This is a genomic window from Polyangium mundeleinium (assembly GCF_028369105.1).
GTDB classification, from domain to species: Bacteria; Myxococcota_A; Polyangia; order Polyangiales; family Polyangiaceae; genus Polyangium; species Polyangium mundeleinium.
Window position 1 is genome coordinate 7,521,768 of the sequence record NZ_JAQNDO010000001.1, and the last position, 16,020, is coordinate 7,537,787.

Below are 16,020 nucleotides of genomic sequence, written 5' to 3' on the forward strand. Positions count from 1 at the left end.
AGGGGCTCTTCGCCCCTGGACCCGAACCAGGGCACAGCCCTGGACCGAGGGTGCATCAACCGCGATGCGGTCGATGCAAGAGATCAGGGAGGAGGCGCCGCGTCCGCTGCCTCCACCGTTACCGGCACCCCATTCAGAATGGCCGTCCCGGTGAGCGGCTCGACGTAAAGATCGTCGGTGATTGCATTCGCGTTCGCACCCGGCACGCCTGCCGCGACGCGCATCGTATCGGCTGCCGCTGCGTGCCCGTGCCCGTGCGGCAGGCTCACGACGCCCGGCATCATGTCCTCCGTCACGGCCATGGCCACGACGACCTCGCCCACGCGGCTGCGCACGCGCACGCGCGCCCCCGACGTGAGCCCGAGCCGCGCGGCGTCCGTCGGATGCACGAGCAGCATCGAGCGGTCGGGGCCCTTCACGAGCGAGGGCACATTGTGCATCCAGGAGTTGTTGTTCCGCATGTGCCGCCGCCCGATGAGCACGAGGCCTGCGGCAGTCGCCTCGTCCAGGAATCGCTCGAGGCGCGGGACGTCGGCGAGGATCTCGGGCGGCGCGAGGCGCGCTTTTCCGGTCTTCGTGCGCACGCGCTCCCGGAACATGGGCCGGAGCGCGCCGAGATCGATGCCATGTTCGGCCTTCTTCAGTTTTTCGAGGGTGAGCCCCTTCGAGAAGGGGAGGAAGCGATCGCCATAAGGGCCCGCGCGGAGCAGGACGTCGAGCAGGCCGTCGGCGCCGAGCCTGTTCAGGAGGCCAAGAAGGCGCTCGGCGGCGGCGCCGAGGGGCGACGGCGAGAGGCGTTTTCCGAGCAGGCTCGCCGCGAGGCCCACGAGGATCTCCGCGTCGTCCTTCGTGTCCGGCGGGGCCTCGATCACGGGCGCCGACCATTTTGCCGTGTTGCGGACCGCGAGCGTGTGGAAGAGCAGATCGTAATGGCTCCGCTCGAGCGCGTACCGCGGCGGCAGGATCAGGTGCGCGTGGCGCGTCGTCTCGTTCTGGTAGATGTCGACCGCGACCATGAAATCGAGGTTCGACAGGGCTCTTCCGATCCGCTCGCCATTGGGGACCGAGAGGACGGGGTTGCCCGCGACGACGACCAGACCTCGGATCTGGCCCGCGCCGGGGGTCTCCATTTCCTCGGCCATGGTGGTGGCGGGGAGGTTCCCGCCGACCTCGGGCAAGCCGCGGACGCGTGAGCGGAAGCGGCCGTGGCCGCCCATGCCGAGGATACGCGCGATGCGCACGACGTCGGCCGCGGGGGTCGTGAACATGGCGCCGCCGGGACGATCGAAATGGCCGGTGACGATGTTCAGGGCGTCGACGAGGAAACTCGACAACGGGCCGAAGGCGCTCGTGGAGAGGCCCATGCGGCCATAGGCGACGGCGCGCGGGGTCCGGGCGAATTCGCGGGCGATGCGGCGCACGTCGTGGGCCGGAATGCCCGTGGGGCCTTCGATACGCTCGGGGGGGAAACGCGCGGCGATTGCACGGAGCTCGGCGACGCCGTCGGCGAGGTCGGTGAGGGCGCCGTTGTCGTAGAGGTTCTCCGCGAAGATGACGTGGAGCATTCCGAGGAGGAGGGCCGCGTCGGAGCCGGGGCGGATGAAATGGTGCTCGTCGGCGTAGGCGGCGGTCTCGGTCTTGCGCGGGTCGAAGAGGATGAATTTGCCGCCCCGTTCGCGGACGCCGGCGAGCCGGCTCCGGACGTCGCCGAGGGTCATGATGCTGCCGCCGGAGGCCGCGGGGTTCGCGCCGAAGACGAGGAAATAGTCCGTCCGGTCGATGTCGGGGATGGTCAGGCTGGTGGCGTCGCCGAACATCTGGAGGGCGGCGTAAATGCGGGGATTGGCGTCCTGGGAGTTCGAATCGAAGCGGTTCTTCGTGCCGAGGGCCATTCCGAGGAGGTTCGCGCCGAGGATCGCGCCGTGGCCGTGGGCCGTGGGATTGCCGAGGTACATGGCGACGGCGTCGGGGCCGTGCGCGCGCTGGAGGGCGGCGAGGCGCTCGCCTGCCTCGGCGAGGGCCTCGTCCCAGCTCACGCGGACGAAGCCCGCGGCGGTGCGGCGCAGGGGGAAGCGGAGGCGGTCGGGGTCCTCCTGGAGCTCCCGCATAGCCGGGCCTTTGGGGCAGATGTGGCCGCGGGAGAAGACGTCGTCCCGATCGCCGCGGATCTCGACGACGCGGTTGTCCTCCACGGCGACGCGCATGCCGCACATGGCCTCGCAGACGTTGCACGTGCGGAAATGAACCGTGCCTCCCATGGTGCGCTCCTTCGGTCCGGGTCCGTCCGGGTGGAGGGCATCCTACCAAAAAAGGGCGCAGAAGCGGAAACGGGAGGTCGGCGCGTCCGGGGAGACGCCTGGCGCAGGTGCAAACAGGGGTCCGGACGTCCGGGGAGACGCCTGGCGCAGGTGCAAACAGGGGTCCGGGCGTCCGGAAGGGCGCTTGGCGCAGGTGCAAGCGAGGGTCCGGACGTCCGGAGGGGCGCTTGGCGCAGGTGCAAGCGAGGGTCCGGGCGTCCGGAAGGGCGCCTGGCGCAGGTGCAAGCGAGGGTCCGGGCGTCCGGAAGGGCGCCTGGCGCAGGTGCAAGCGAGGGTCCGGACGTCCGGAAGGGCGCTTGGCGCAGGTGCAAGCGAGGGTCCGGGCGTCCGGAGAGGCTTTGGCGCGGGTGCGAAGGGGTGTCGGCGCGAGGGGAACGCTCAGGAACGCCGCATCGCACGAATCTTCCCGGCGACGACGTCGGGCACGAAGCCGAACGCCTTGGCGAGGTCCTTGTCCGGCGCGGAGGCGCCGAAGTCGTCGCGGCCGATCACGAGGCCACGCTCGCCGACGAGCGCGCGCCAGGGCATCGTCGAGCCCGCCTCGATGACCACGCGCGGCGTGCCGGGAGGCAGGACCTCCTCGCGATACGCCTGATCCTGCCGCAGGAATTGCTCCAGGCAGGGCATCGAGACGACACGCACGCGGTCGCCTTCGGCTTCGAGGATCTTCTTCGCGTCCATCGCGAGCGAGACCTCCGAGCCCGTGGCGATGACCACGACGGCCGGCGGGTTCGTGGCGGAATCGGCGAGCACGTACCCACCCCTCAACATGAGCTTCGGATCAAAACCCTCGGGCCGCGGGAGCTCGGGGAGCTTCTGCCGGGAGAGCGCGAGCGCCGTCGGGCCAGAGCGGCGCAGGAGCGCGTGGGCCCAGGCGGCCGCGCATTCGAGGCTGTCGGCGGGCCGGAGGACGTCGACGTTCGGGATGAGGCGGAGCGACCAGAGGGTCTCGATCGGCTGGTGCGTGGGGCCGTCTTCGCCGAGGAAGACGCTGTCGTGCGTGAAGACGAAGACGCTGTGCAGCTCGGAGAGGGCCGCCATGCGGATCGCCGGGCGCATGTAGTCGGCGAAGACGAGGAACGTCGAGCCGAAGGGGATGAAGCCACCGGCGAGCGCGCAGCCGTTGACGAAGGCGCCCATCGCGTGTTCGCGGATGCCGAAGTGGATGTTGCGGCCGGAGAAGTCGCCCTTCTGGATGGCGGGCGAGCCCTCGATGTAGGTCTTCGTGGAGGGGTTCAGGTCGGCCGAGCCGCCGATGAGCGAGGGCACGAGGGCGGCGGCGCGTTGCTCGATGAGGCCGGCGCTCTGGCGCGTGGCGGCGTCTTTGCGGGGCGCGGCCTTGACGAGCTCGTCGAAGAGGTTTTCGGGGACCTCGCGGGCGATGAGGCGGCGGTAGAGGGACGCGGCTTCGGGGTCCTTCTGCTCGAGGGCGCGCATGGCCTCGTTCCAGGCCTCGTGCGCCTTGCGGCCTTCGTCGGCGCGGGCCGCGAAGATCGCGCGGACGTCGTCCGGGATGAGGAAGGTGGGCTCGGTGGGCCAGCCGATCGCCTTCTTGGTGGCCTCGACCTCCTTGGCGCCGAGCGGCTCGCCGTGGGCCTTGGAGCTGCCCGCCTTGCCGGGCGAGCCGTACGCGATGACCGTGCGCGCGACGATGAGCGAGGGGCGCGCGGGCTCGGCGACGGCGGCGTCGAGGGCGGCGCGGATCTGCGCGTGGTCGTGGCCGTCGATCTTCTGCACGAACCAGCCGTAGGCCTCGTAGCGCTTGCCGACGTCTTCGCTGAAGGCGAGGTCGGTCTTGCCGTCGATGGTGATGTGGTTGTCGTCGTAGAAGAAGACGAGGTTCGAGAGGCCGAGGTGGCCGGCGAGGCTCGAAGCCTCGGCGGAGACGCCCTCCATGAGGTCGCCGTCGGAGGCGATCCCGAAGACACGCGCGGTGGCGACGTTGCCCTTCGCGCTGAAGCGGGCCTCCATCATCTTGAGCGCGGCGGCCATGCCGACCGCAGTGGAGATGCCCTGGCCGAGGGGGCCGGTGGTGACCTCGACGCCGGGCGTCAGGTGCACCTCGGGATGGCCAGGCGTGCGCGAGCCGAGCTGGCGGAAGTGCTTGAGCTCGTCGAGGGAGAGGTCGTAGCCCGCGAGGTGGAGCAGGCCGTAAAGGAGCATCGACGCGTGGCCGGCGGAGAGGACGAAGCGGTCACGATCGGGCCAGCTCGGGTCCTTGGGGTCGTAACGCAGGTGCCGCGTGAAGACCTCGAACGCGATCGAGGCGAGGCCCATCGGCGCGCCGGGGTGGCCCGAGTTCGCCTTCTCGACGGCGTCGACCGCGAGCATCTGGATCGTGTGGACGGCCTTCTTTACTGTCGACTCGTCGATGTACATCGGTTCCTCCGGGCGCGTCTCTAGGCGAGATCAGGCCGGAAGGAAAGCGGACGAGCAGGTGCCACGCCATGGGTCGACCACAACGGAACGCCGGGGTTTCACCCCGGACCCCGACCAGGGGTTGTCCACCCCTGGACCCGGACCAGGCACGGCCTGGACCGGTGATTGAAAACCTGCGCGGTGCGCAGGTTTTCAAACGGGCCGACGAAGAAGCCGGGGCGCCAGCAGAACCCGCAGCGCGGCGGTCTCGGTTGGCAGGATCGTCGCCGGTCTTGACCCGGGCCTGCTTGAAAACCTGCGCATCGCGCAGGTTTTCAACCCTGGGTCCAGCCCCTGGCTGGTCCGGGGTGCAGGGGGCGGACAGCCCCCGCTGGGGTTTGGGGCAACGCCCCAACCTCAGGCTGAAGCAGCTTGCGCCGGACGGTCCTGGATGGGCGGGGAGGCGAAGATGTCGGCTTGGCTCTCGCTGGGCGGGGGCAGCTCCACGTAGCCGCGGAATTGGGCGAGCATGTTGAAGCGGCGGGCCATCCAGCCGGGGATCACGAGGGCGTAGGTGCGGGCGAGACGGCGCGGGTCGTCGAGGGTGCGCAGCATCGCCTGGTAGGTGAGTTCGCCGTAGGCGGCTTTGAAGGCGGCGGCTTGTTCGGGGCGGGAGACCCAGTTCATGACGCCGGGACGATCGGCTTCCGGGTGGAACTGGACCGACTCGATGCCGGCGGTCACGTCGAGACCGAGGATGGCGCGGCCTTTGGACATGCCGTCGCGGCTCTCGCGGGCGAGGAGGGAGCCGCCGAGGGATTCGAGCAGCGGCTCGTCGAGGTCGACGGCTTCCCAGCTTCGGTGCTCGAAGGCGAAGAGACGGTCGCCGAAGGGGCGGAGGAGTGGGTGGGCTTGGCCTTCGGGGGTCGTGTAGATGGGCATCACGCCGAACTTGCGCTCGGTGCGGGGCACGACGGCGGCCAGGCGGAAGTGCCGCACGACCATCTCGAAGGAGTAACAGATGGCGAAGAGCGCGCTCTGCTCCTCGCCGCCGCGGATGGCGGAGTCGGCCACGTGGTCGAGGAAGCCCGAGTAGTCCGTGACCCAGGGCATGCCGTCGCCGTCGTAGGGCGATCCGGGGCCGCCGGTCGAGATGTAGAGGTCGTAGTCGCGCGGGACGGGGTTTTGGGTGTCGCGCGGCGACACCTCGCCGAGCACGCACTCGACGTTGGGGTTGTGGCGGCGGACGCGGTCGAAGAACGTCGACACGATGCCGCGCAGGCATCGCATCGCCTGGTTGACATGCCCGTTGTTCATGTCGACCAGGCAGATCCGCAAGGGGAGCTGTCGCGGCTCTCCGCTCACGTCACCAACCTCCATCCAGCCGAGGGAATTGCAAAACGACCCATCACGCGCGTGACCTCTACATCTTCCCCCGGCGCCGCGATGGTCGTAGCACGAAGCCCGAGCGCCGAAAAGACAGCATTTCTGTCACTTTCCACGCAGAGTCCAAGCGACCGCCCGCACGACCGGATCTTCGGATTGCGCTGCAGTTGCAGCGGATTGGCGCACGCGGGACGGGGCAAACCGAGCGAGCGAGCGGAGCGCGGAGACGCGTAGATCGGTGCTCGTGGTTTCCTGCGTCGCCAGGGTCTCCGCGAGCGTGACGGCGCGGGTGCGCTCGTCGCCTTGGGAGACGCGGACGTAGGCGCCGAGCGCGCGGGCGCGGATCAGCTCGGAGGCCTTGTCGTCGAGGACGAGCGTGCGGAGCGTGAGGGGCGCGGATGCGCCGGCGATGCGGAGCGCGAGGGCCTCGTAGTCGCCTTTGCCGTGCGCGCACCAGACACCACCGAGGACACGCTCGAGGGTCGTGGGCTTCGCCGGGAGCGGCTTGTTCGGGCGGCGCGTGGCGGCGACGGCGAAGGGCGGCTCGGGGGCGAGGGGCGGGAGCGGCGGAGCGAACTTGCCACCGGTGGGCGGCTGCTCTGGGGGCGTGGGCTGGCCGCCTTCTTCGAGGATGCCGCGGTAGAGGGCGCTGCCGTGGAGGACGCGCTTTTGCGCCTCGGTGAGGTCGAGCGCGCCGTAGGCGATCGGGAACATCGTGTTCGTGACGTCCGGGCAGTTGTCGGGGTTCGACTGCATGACGGACGTCGGGCACTCGACGGTGTCGCTGAGGGGATCGGTCTCCTCGACGGAGAACTCGGTCGTGTGGAAGAGGCCCGCGAGGTGGCCGACCTCGTGGCGGAGGACGCTGGCGTCGTACTGCGGGTTGCCCGAGGGCATGTACGCGACGCCGCTCATGGTGGTGCCGTGGAGGACGGGGCTGCCGGGGATGCCGCCCGCGACGCCGATGGCCTGGCCGAACTCGGAGCCGAAGCTGCCGATGACGAAGAGGTTCAAGGCCGGCGCGCTGCCGGCGCCCGACGAGGAGGCGAGGAGGGTTCGGTACTCGTTGTACGTGCCGACGTTCGTGAAGCTCGCGTCGAGCGGGAGGAAGGTGACCTTGCCGAGACCGAGGCCGGCGTAGTCGACGAACATCTCGCTGAGGACCTGGTTCACGTAGTTCTGCGTGGTCGAGTTCGGCGCGAGGAAGACGTTCACGTCGACGACGCCGCCGTGGAAGAGACCGTCCTTCGTGCGGCGGATCCACACGTCGACGTGCGCGCTCTTGACCGTGCCGTCGTCGTCGCCGAGGGCGATGCGCCACTGGCCTTGCTGCATGGGCCAGGCGTCCGGCCCGTCGGACTGCGGGTTCGCGCCGCCGACCCAGCCGTAGTTCGCGAAGGCGAGGTTGTTCTTGCCGGCCATCGCGTAGTTGAAGATGACCGGGTCGCCCGTGGGAGGACGGAGCCGGCTGATGCCCACGACGTCGTTCAGGTCCGCCGCGCCGACCGTGACCGTGAGGCCGAGGGCGCGGTCGGGGACCTCGAAGGGCTGGAGCGTGTTCAGCGGGATGTCGCCGAGGTCGATGTGCTCGAGCGAATAGGGCCCGCTCGGCCCCGCACCCACGCCTGAGCCGCCCGCGCCGTTCCCGCCTGCGCCGCCCGCGCCCGCGCCGCCCACGCCGGGGCCCGCGGTCCAGGTCTCGCCGCCTTCCCCGCCGGTACCGGGAGTCTCGGTGCGGGTCGTCGCGCCGCACGCGGCGAGCGTGAGGAGCGCGATCGCGGAGAAGAAGGAGGACCGGAGAACTCCGGCGGACGAGGCGCGAAGGGAAGCCGAGAGCCCACGGAAGGCGGTAGGTGCAAGCATCTCGAGATTCTAGCTCGCGCCGGGTTGGGGTAGAAGCTGGCGCGTGCAGAGCGTCGATACGGCGGCGGCGGGGACCAAAGGCCGCGAAGAAGCACCTCCCAGGGCAGGAGGCGCGCGATCGGCGGCGCTCGTCACGGCGGGCATCGTGTTGTCACGGCTCGTGGGGCTCGTGCGGCAGCGCGTCATGGCCCACTACTTCGGGACATCGGCCTGGGCGGACATGATCGCGGCCGCGTTCCGCGTCGGCAACATCACGCAGAACCTGATGGGCGAAGGGACGTTGTCCGCGACGTTCATCCCGCTCTACGCGCGGCTGCGTGGCGAGGGCAAGGGCGAGGAGGCGGCGCGGTTCGCGCGGTCGGCGCTTGGCCTCTTGCTCGTGGTGGTGGTGGTGGCGTCGGCGCTCGGCGTCTTGTTCGCGCCGTGGCTGTCGTGGCTCGTGGCGGCGGGGTTCGACGAGGAGAAGCTCGCGGGGACGGCGACCATCGTGCGCATCGTCTTCCCGATGACGGGCCTGCTCGTGCTGTCGGCGTGGGGGCTCGGCGTGCTGAACGCGCACAGGCGCTTCTTCTTGCCGTACGCGGCGCCCGTGGTGTGGAGCCTCGCGCAGATCGCGGCGCTCGTCATCGCGGGGACGTTCCTCGGGCAGCGGGGCGGCGCGCTCGCGACGGCGCTCGCGTGGGGCGCGTTCGCGGGGGCGTTCTTGCAGGTCGTGGTGCTCTTGCCGGCGGCGCGGAGGCTACTCGGGAGGATCGCCCCGCGCTTCGACGCGAAGGATCCGCACGTGCGCGAGGCGGCGGCGCGGCTGCCCGGCGCGCTCGTGGGTCGGGGGATCATCCAGATCTCGGGCCTCGTGGACACGCTGCTCGTGAGCTTTCTGGGCACGGGCGCGAACGCGACGTTCGGCTACGCGCAGACGATCTACCTCCTGCCGATGAGCGTGCTCGGGACGGGCGAGGCCGCGGCGGCGCTGCCCGAGCTCTCCCGCGACACGGCGGAGGCGGACGTGGCGAAGCGGAACGCGGCCGTGCGCGCGCGGCTCGGCGCGTCCCTCGCGCGCATCGCCGTGCTGACGGTGCCGGCGACGCTCGTGTTCGTTCTGCTCGGCGGGGACCTCGTGGCGCTGCTCCTCCAGACGGGGACCTTCGATCAAGAAGCAACCGCGCGGGTAAAGCCGCTTCTCGCGGCGTATGGGTTTGCGCTGCTCGGGAACGCGGCGGGGCGTGTGCTGACGACGACGGCGTATGCGCTCGGCGATACACGGACGCCGGCGCGGTTCGCGGTGCTGCGGGTCGTCGTGAGCACGGCGCTCGCGCTCGTCTTGATGCGGCCGCTCGGCGTGCTCGGCGTGGTGCTCGGCGCGGTGATCGCGGGCTGGGTGGAGACGTGCGCGATGGGGATCCGGCTGTCTCGGGCGATCGGAGGGCTCGGGCTCGGGGCGATTCGCGGCGGGCGGATCGCGCTGCTCGGCGTGATCTCCGTGGGCGCGGGTGTCCTCGTGCGCTCCCTTTTGCCCGCGGCGCTCGCGGGGACGACGATCGGCGCGATGCTCTCGCTCGGGGCGTTCGGTGCAGCGTTCGTGGTGCTCTGCCCGCTGCTCGGGCTCTTCGACGTGCGCTCGCTCCTGCGACGCGCCCGTCGCTGAGAGGGTGTTCCCCAGGCTGCTGCGCGTGAGAAGCCGGTGGCGGAGCGGCGCCGGGCGCTGCAAGAACGCAGCGTGACGCCTGGCAAGATGTTGCACCCCGCGCTCTTCCACCCCTACCGCGCCGCGTTTTACGTCTTCCTCGCCGCGCGCCGCACGCTGGTGGAGCTGTCGCCCGATCGTGGCTGGCGGACGTGGATCACGCCTCAGATCCTGCTCGGCGGTTTCCTCGTGCCGAGCGACGTCGCCGAGCTCGAGCGGCTGGGCGTGCGCGCCGTGGTGAACGCGACGAGCGAGCTCGTGGAGCCGCTCGGCACGCTGCGCGCCGCGGGCATGGACTACCTGCAGATCCCCTGCTGGGACATGAACACGCCGAGCCCCGAGGACGCCGACCGCGCGCTCACGTTCCTCGCCGAGCACATCCAAGCGGGGCACCGGGTCTACGTGCACTGCGCGAGCGGCGTGGGCCGGAGCGTGGCGCTCGTCGTGTGTTACCTGGCGCTCTACCGGGGCATGAACGTGGAGGAGGCGATCGCCTGGATCCGCGCGCGGAGGCGCGTGGCGATGCGCGAGGGGCAGCTTCGGTTCGTGAACGACTACGTGTCGACGCGCGGTGGCCGGAGGAGCGCGGAGAACGTGTAGTCCGAGGAACGCGTAGACCAAGGAACACGGAGATCACGGGCACGGCGCGCGCGAACCACCCCGCGCTGGCACGGCCCTTCCAATCGAGGCCCGGGGGAGGCGCGAGCGCCCCCGCCTGGAGACCTCATGCGAACGATCGCGCACGCTGGCCGCGGGGACGTGCACACGCTGCTCATCGTGCTCCCGCTCGTCTTCTTCGCGATCTCCCTCGCCTTCGACGTCGTCGCGATGCTCTCGGGCGCGCACGTCTGGGGCGTCGCAGCCGCCGTGAACCTCGCGGCAGGGCTCGTGAGCGGATCCCTGTCGTCCGTGTATTTCGCGCGGGAGCACGACCGGTATCGGCCGGGATCCCGGGCGCGCGACCTGAGCTTTTTGTTCCTGTGGCTCTCGATCTGCGCGCTCCTGCCGTTCGCGGTAAGCCTCGTCCTGCGCGCCGTGCACCCCGATGGCGTGACGCCGTCAGCAAGCGTGGCGCTCTCGATCATGGCGCTCGGCGTCGCGACGCTGGCAGGTTGGCTCGGCGACGAAGCAACCCGGGAGCAGGCGTAGATCTCCACGGCGTCTCGCCGGGGTTTCACCCCGGGCCCGACCAGGGGTTGTCCACCCCTGGACCCGGACCAGCGCCAGCGCTGGACCTTGGTGGAAGAACTGCGCTCCGCGCAGTTCTTCCAACGGCCAGGGGAGATGCCCACCGCAACGTCAGCGCTGCTGTCTCGCTGGGCAGGCACGTTGCCGGTCTTGACCCGGCCTGTGCGATGAACTGCGCATCGCGCAGTTCATCGTCCTGGGTCCAGCGCCTCGCTGGTCCGGGTCCAGGGGCGGACAGCCCCTGGTGGGGCCTGGGGCAACGCCCCAGCGCAGCGCCCTGAGCCGAAAAGCACGAGAGTTGGCCCATCGACGCGAGCTCTGGCATGCGTCGCCTCGATGCAAGACGATCGCCCTGGCTCGACCCGGCCCACGCGCCTCGGGCTCCCGCTCCTTTGCGCGCTCGCGCTCGCGCCCCTTGGCTGCAAGGGCGGTAACGCCCCCGCGCTCGCGAAGGGCGAGCCGACGGAGGAGCCGCCGCCCGAGGCGCCGTCGCCGCCGGCCGATGGGCCGAAGCTCGTCGTCCTGCAGAGCGGCACCGTGGTGTACGACCGGCCCTCGACGAAGGGCCGTCCGCTCGGGGAGCTCAGCGCAGGGGCGGCGATCGCGCGCTCCTCGGAGCCGTTCACGCGAAAGGAATGCCCAGGCGGCTGGTACGTCGTGCGCCCGCGTGGCTTCGTGTGCGCAGGCGAGGCTGCGACGACGGATCCGTCCCTCGCCGTCGCGCTGCCGCCCGGCCCGGATCTCTCGCGCGCCCTGCCCTACCGCTACGGCCGCGCCCGGACCGAAGGCGTGCCGATCTACACGCGCCTGCCGATGCCGGCCGAGCAGACGACCGAGGAGCCCGATCTGAAGCGCTACCTCAACAAGCGCGGCGCGCTCGACGCCGAGGTGCTCGGCGCGGCCGCGAACGACGTGCCCGTCGATCCACGCGGCGTGCCCGCAGGCCCGCCCGTGCTGATGCCCGGCGTCGACGGCGCGGACGCGGCCGGCAAGCGCACGGTGGGCTCGTTCTTCGCATTCCCGGCGCCCGCGGTGGCGCCGCTCGCGCCGCTCGCGTCCCGCGTGGCGGACCTGAAAAGCGGCGTCTTGCGCAAGGGCAGCGGCGTGGCGCTGGCGGGGTCGTTCGTGGCGTCGGTCGCGTCGAACGGGGGCGAGGGGCGGCGCTTCGGCGTGACGCCCTCGGGGCAGGTGGTCCCGATCGACAGGCTGAAGCCGGCCCTCGGGACGACGTGGCACGGGCTCGACGTGGAGAAGGTGGGGCTGCCCGTGGCCTTCGTGCACAAGTCCGGCGTGACGGCCTGGAACCTACGCAAGGGCGAGGCCGAGCCGGACGAGGACGAGGAGCTCGAGAGGCGCACGGCCGTGCCGCTCAGCGGGAAGTTCCGGACGGTGAACGGCGTGCGCTTCGAGCAGTCACGCGAGGGCTACTGGCTGCGCGCGCAGGACCTCGTGGTGATCGTCCGCCGGACGAAGTTCCCGGATTTCGCGAAGGGCGATCAAAAGTGGCTGGACGTGAGCCTGGCCAACCAGACGCTCACGGCCTACGAGGGGCAGAAGCCGGTCTACGCGACGTTGATCTCGTCGGGACGCGACGTGCTGAAGGAAGCGGCCGAGAGCGCGTCGACGGCGCGCGGGACGTTCCGGATTCGTAAAAAACAGGTGAGCGCGGCGCTCGACAGCCGCGAGGTGCACGGCGACTTCGAGGTCGCCGACGCGCCCTGGGTGATGGAGTTCGAACCGGGATACGCGCTCACGGGCACGTACTGGGGTGATGGGCTGGGGGAAGCGCAAACTTTCCATGCTGTCGCGCTCTCGCCCGTCGACGCGCGCAGGCTCTTTCACTGGTCCGGGCCGGAGCTGCCAGAGGGCTGGCACGGCGTGACCGACGCGATGGGCGAAGGGACGATGGTCGTCGTTCGGCCGTAGCGCTCGGGGGCTCCGCGCGGACAACCCGAGCTACGCCCCAACCCTTTGCAGCGGAAGCACGACTGTCCCGCAGCGTGACAGGCCACCAAGCAGGCTGTGCGTTCCCTGCTCGCACGTCGTCCGCGCGGATCGCGATTGCCCCCGGCCGTGACACCAGGGCCCACGCGCCGCGCCGCATCTCGCGTCGCCCGCGCGGCAAGGATGACGCTCCCGACGAAGCCACCCCGAAGGCTCGATTCTCCCGAACAACACGCGCAAAACGAGCCTTCCCACGCGTCAAAGCGCGCGCGTCACGAGGCGATTGAGCGCGCGCACGGGGGTCGCGAAGGGCACGGCACGACCCTTGCCGACGAGCACGCACGTCACCGCGCCCTTCGCTCGCAAGAGGCGACGGCGGAGGAAACGCGTGGTCCGACGACCGGATCGCGTTCAATCCCGCGGCGGCAGAGGGACGAACCATGGCTTCCAAGACGACGACGACGCGCACGAAGAGCGCAGCCAAGCGCGGAGCGACAACCACGGCGCGCAAAGCCTCCAACGCGGCCAAGGGCGCGGCGAAGAGGACGACGAAGAGCGCCAGCAAGCGCGCCGCGGCGACGAAGGCGACTACGCGAACGGAAACGGCCGGACGCGCGACGGCGCGCAAGGCCGCCCCCGCGAAGCGCACGGCTGCGAAGAAGACGACGCGCAGCGCCGCCGGACAACGCACGACGGCGTCCAAGGCGGCCCCGGCGCGGGCGCCCCGGAAGAGCGCCTCGACGTCGCGCAAGTCGGCGGCGGGAAGCCAGGCCCGCCCGAGCAGCACCCGCAGGACGGGCGCTCGCTCGGGTGCGAGCCAAGCTCGACGCGGCAGCGCTGCGGCGCCTGTGTCGTCGAGCGGTTGAAGCTGGTGCCGAAGGAGGGAATCGAACCCCCGACCCGGCGCGTATGAAACGCCTGCTCTAGCCAACTGAGCTACTTCGGCGGAAGCGGCGCGCACTATGTCGACGGCCGACGGGCCTGTCAAGCAGGCAATCCGTCGAGGGGGGCTTTCTCGCGAAGAGCGTGGGCAAACCCACGCGAAAGGCCGGTGAGGGGGAGGCCGAAGGCGCATGTCCTTCGGCCCGCCGGTCCGCCCCGGGAAGCGTTCTGAAAGCTCTCATGTTTGTCCGCGCGTCAGGGGCGCGCAGGATCCGGGGGGCGCACCGCGGGATTCTTCGCGACGAAGGGCATCGACCAGGCGAAGGTAGGCCCGAGCTCGCGCGGGAGCGGCTCGAAGGGAGCGCCGCGCAGGACCGCCTGCCGGCAATTCTCGTCGAACTCGGGGATGCCGCTCGGCCGCGCCACACGCGCGCTCGCGACGCTGCCATCAGCGCGGATGACGAACGCCACGACGACCGTGCCGCCGCGCCCCTCCGCGATCGCCCAGCGCGGGAACGCGTCTTTCCAGAGGGGATGAATCCGCGCGAGGACACGACGCACGTAGTCCATGCGGCGCTTGTCGAGCGCGCTCGCGTCGAGGCCAGGTCCCTGGCCCGTGCCGAGCGGATCGGCGACGGAGCCGCGGCCCGCGCTGCCGCCCGATCCCGGCGACGTGGGTCCGTTTTGCCCACCGGTCCCGTCGCCCGGCGCGCCGCCGGCGGTGCTCGCGTGCACGATCGACTGGAGCGCGAGCGCAGCCTCTTGTTCGCTGTCGACGCGGTCCGTGGGTCGTCCCTCGTGATCCGCAGGCACGGACGGCGTTCCCGCCGTCACCCAGGGCCGCGCAAGTGGCACCTCGGCGCTCGCGCGCGCGTCCTTGCCAGGCGCCCCATCCCGCGCGCCGATCCCCTCGGAAGGCGCGTCGACGCCCTCCTCCGCGCCGCCGACGGGCCGCGCCACCTCGATGCCGTCGGGCGGGAGCGCCGCAGCGCCGAGCGCTCCTCCACGCCGCGTGGCGCGTCCGGCGCGGAGTCCGCCCGAGGACGGATCGTGCACGGCGTACGTGCGTCGCTCGGGTCGACTGCCGGAGCGACCACTCGCGAGGAAGGTGAGCTCCATCGGCTCACGGCTCGCGCGCCGATCCTCGCGGGACGCGCGCTCCTCGCCCGCGTCGATGCGCTGCACCTGCGTGCGATCGATCCGCGACGGGACCTCCGTGACGAGCGCGCGATCGTCCTGCCGATCGGCGAGGTTCGTCGCGCGCGCAGAAGCCGTGTCCGTGCCACCGCGACCCCGCTCGCCCGTATCCGGACGCGGCTCGGCCTCCCCTCCCCCGCGCGGAACGGCGACCGCCGGCAGCTCGAGGAGCTCGCCGGCGATCGATCCTTCGCTCAGCGTCGGCAGCTCGATCTCGACGACCTCGTCACGAAGCGGCGCGCGCAGACCTCGAAGCGCGAGGCCTGGTTCCGCGCGGGAAGCGCGAACGAGCAGGGCGCCGCCGGTCGCGAGCAGGGCAAGGTGCACCGCGAGCGAGAAAAAACTCGCGGAGACGAGCCTGCGTCCGTCGATGCCCCGCACGCCTCCAGTATGCCTCGTCTCCGCGCGCTTGCGGGCGCTTCAGGCGAGGCCGAAGCGGCGGCGCGCGTTCTCCGTCGTGCGCGTCGCCAGGGTGTCGAAGCTCTCGCCGCGGAGCTCCGCGACGCGCCGCGCCGTGTGCACCACATACGCGGGCTCGCAGCGCTTGCCGCGCAGCGGGATGGGCGCGAGGTACGGGCTGTCCGTCTCGACGAGGATCCGATCGGGCGGCGCCCACGCGGCGACCTCGTGGATGGCGCGCGCATTCTTGAACGTCACGATCCCCGAGAACGAGAGGTCGAAGCCGAGCGCGAGCGCCCGCTCGGCGAAGGGCCGATCCTCGGAGAAGCAGTGGATGATGCCGCCGACCTCACGCGCGCCTTCTTCTTCGAGCACCCGGATCGTGTCCTCGGCCGCCTCGCGCGTGTGCACGACGATGGGCTTCTGGACGCGCCGCGCGAGCGCGATCATGCGCCGGAAGACCTCCTGCTGCGTCTCGCGCGGCGAGTGCATGTAGTGGTAGTCGAGCCCGACCTCGCCCACGGCCTGGACACGTGGCGCCCGGGCGAGGCGCTCGAGCTCGTCTTCCATCGCGCCGTCGAGGACACGCGCGTCGTGCGGGTGCAGGCCGACGGAGGCCCACACGTCGGGGCGCCGCGCGGCGAGGGCCGCGGCGAAGCGCGCCGGACCGAGGTCCTCGCCGACGCCGATCACGACGAACGCCTCGACGCCGGCCGCGCGCGCTCGCTCGAGGACGGCGTCTTCGCCTTCGGGAAAGTAGCTGGGATCGAGGTGGCAGTGGGTGTCGATCAACATCGCATT

General features: G+C 71.2%; 11 protein-coding genes and 1 tRNA gene. 5 read left to right on the forward strand and 7 right to left on the reverse strand.

Annotated elements, in window-relative coordinates:
* Window positions 1-83 precede the first annotated feature (83 nt).
* The 4 genes from POL67_RS29895 to POL67_RS29910 all read right to left on the reverse strand — a co-directional run bounded on the left by POL67_RS29895 (window position 84) and on the right by POL67_RS29910 (window position 7,925).
* Window positions 84-2,258 carry a molybdopterin-dependent oxidoreductase gene (locus POL67_RS29895; RefSeq protein WP_271923252.1) on the reverse strand — a complete coding sequence of 725 codons (2,175 nt, stop codon included), beginning with the start codon at window positions 2,256-2,258 and terminating at the stop codon, window positions 84-86.
* Between the two features lie 438 nt (window positions 2,259-2,696).
* Window positions 2,697-4,697: a transketolase gene (tkt, locus tag POL67_RS29900; RefSeq protein WP_271923254.1), complete on the reverse strand. Its 2,001-nt coding sequence runs from the start codon at window positions 4,695-4,697 to the stop codon at window positions 2,697-2,699.
* 396 nt (window positions 4,698-5,093) lie between these two features.
* Window positions 5,094-6,041, reverse strand: a complete 948-nt coding sequence (locus POL67_RS29905; RefSeq protein ID WP_271923256.1) for a type 1 glutamine amidotransferase family protein — start codon at window positions 6,039-6,041, stop codon at window positions 5,094-5,096.
* 126 nt (window positions 6,042-6,167) lie between these two features.
* Window positions 6,168-7,925 carry a zinc metalloprotease gene (locus tag POL67_RS29910; RefSeq protein ID WP_271923258.1) on the reverse strand — a complete coding sequence of 586 codons (1,758 nt, stop codon included), beginning with the start codon at window positions 7,923-7,925 and terminating at the stop codon, window positions 6,168-6,170.
* Between the two features lie 43 nt (window positions 7,926-7,968).
* On the opposite strand from POL67_RS29910, the gene murJ reads away from it, so the two are divergent.
* From murJ to POL67_RS29935, 5 genes are all read left to right on the forward strand, one after another.
* Entirely contained in the window at window positions 7,969-9,570 is a 1,602-nt protein-coding gene (murJ, locus tag POL67_RS29915; protein ID WP_271923260.1) for a murein biosynthesis integral membrane protein MurJ, read from the forward strand.
* 36 nt (window positions 9,571-9,606) lie between these two features.
* Entirely contained in the window at window positions 9,607-10,209 is a 603-nt protein-coding gene (locus POL67_RS29920; RefSeq protein WP_271923262.1) for a protein-tyrosine phosphatase family protein, read from the forward strand.
* A gap of 126 nt (window positions 10,210-10,335) precedes the next feature.
* Window positions 10,336-10,758 carry a DUF2231 domain-containing protein gene (locus POL67_RS29925; RefSeq protein WP_271923264.1) on the forward strand — a complete coding sequence of 141 codons (423 nt, stop codon included), beginning with the start codon at window positions 10,336-10,338 and terminating at the stop codon, window positions 10,756-10,758.
* A gap of 375 nt (window positions 10,759-11,133) precedes the next feature.
* Window positions 11,134-12,723: a L,D-transpeptidase gene (locus tag POL67_RS29930; protein ID WP_271923266.1), complete on the forward strand. Its 1,590-nt coding sequence runs from the start codon at window positions 11,134-11,136 to the stop codon at window positions 12,721-12,723.
* Window positions 12,724-13,181: 458 nt separating this feature from the next.
* Complete coding sequence (locus POL67_RS29935; RefSeq protein ID WP_271923268.1) at window positions 13,182-13,607, forward strand: hypothetical protein; 426 nt, start codon at window positions 13,182-13,184, stop codon at window positions 13,605-13,607.
* Window positions 13,608-13,610: 3 nt separating this feature from the next.
* Here POL67_RS29935 and POL67_RS29940 read toward each other — a convergent pair.
* From POL67_RS29940 to POL67_RS29950, 3 genes are all read right to left on the reverse strand, one after another.
* Window positions 13,611-13,687 (reverse strand) — tRNA-Met (locus POL67_RS29940).
* Window positions 13,688-13,878: 191 nt separating this feature from the next.
* A complete protein-coding gene (locus POL67_RS53760; protein WP_271923270.1) occupies window positions 13,879-15,201 on the reverse strand; it encodes an energy transducer TonB in 1,323 nt (440 codons plus the stop codon).
* A 39-nt stretch (window positions 15,202-15,240) separates the two neighbouring features.
* Window positions 15,241-16,014 (reverse strand): TatD family hydrolase, encoded by a 774-nt coding sequence (locus POL67_RS29950; protein WP_271923272.1) that lies wholly within the window; start codon window positions 16,012-16,014, stop codon window positions 15,241-15,243.
* Between the last annotated feature and the right edge of the window lie 6 nt (window positions 16,015-16,020).